At 72.4% G+C, this 627-nt stretch carries 1 protein-coding gene; it reads left to right on the forward strand.

Going from position 1 to position 627, the window contains the following annotated elements; translation table 11 throughout:
* On the forward strand, positions 1-536 hold a 536-nt coding region (tsaE, locus tag HUK82_RS17055; RefSeq protein ID WP_394367520.1), incomplete at its 5' end, for a tRNA (adenosine(37)-N6)-threonylcarbamoyltransferase complex ATPase subunit type 1 TsaE.
* Between the last annotated feature and the right edge of the window lie 91 nt (positions 537-627).

A 627-nucleotide genomic window follows, 5' to 3' on the forward strand; every position in this document is an offset into this window, starting at 1 on the left:
GCTGTCACCCCCTCCATCGATCAGGCCGGTGGCGCAGCCCACGCCGCGTGCGTTACCCTCGCGCCATGCCCGAACGCCTGATCACCCTGCCCGGCCCCGGGCACACCGACGCCCTTGGTGCCCTCGTGGCGCGGTTGCTGCGGCCGGGGGACGCGCTTCTTCTGTCCGGTCCGATGGGCGCGGGCAAAAGTGCCTTTGCGCGGGCCCTGTTGCGCGCGTTGAGCGGCGATCCGGCGCTGGAGGTGCCCAGCCCGACCTTCACCCTTGTGCAGACCTATGACACGGCGCTGGGGCCGGTGGCCCATTTCGACCTCTGGCGCCTGGGCGATGCCTACGAACTCGAGGAACTGGGCTGGGACGATGCCCGGCAGGGGATCGTGCTGGTCGAATGGGCGGAGCGGCTGGACGAGCTGACGCCGTCACCCGCACTGGAACTGGACCTGTCGCTGGACGCGCATGGGGGCCGCACGGCGCGGCTGGTGTGGGACGATCGCGCGCTGGCGCTGCCTTCCCTGCCCGATGTGGCGACGCCATGACGCACGTGGCGTCGGTGTTGCCGGGGCTGCCGTTCCCCGATGCCGTGGCCGCGCGCTGGATCGCCGGGGCGGGGGGGGACGCGCAGGCGAT

This window comes from Ameyamaea chiangmaiensis (assembly GCF_013376175.1).
Classification (GTDB): domain Bacteria; phylum Pseudomonadota; class Alphaproteobacteria; order Acetobacterales; family Acetobacteraceae; genus Ameyamaea; species Ameyamaea chiangmaiensis.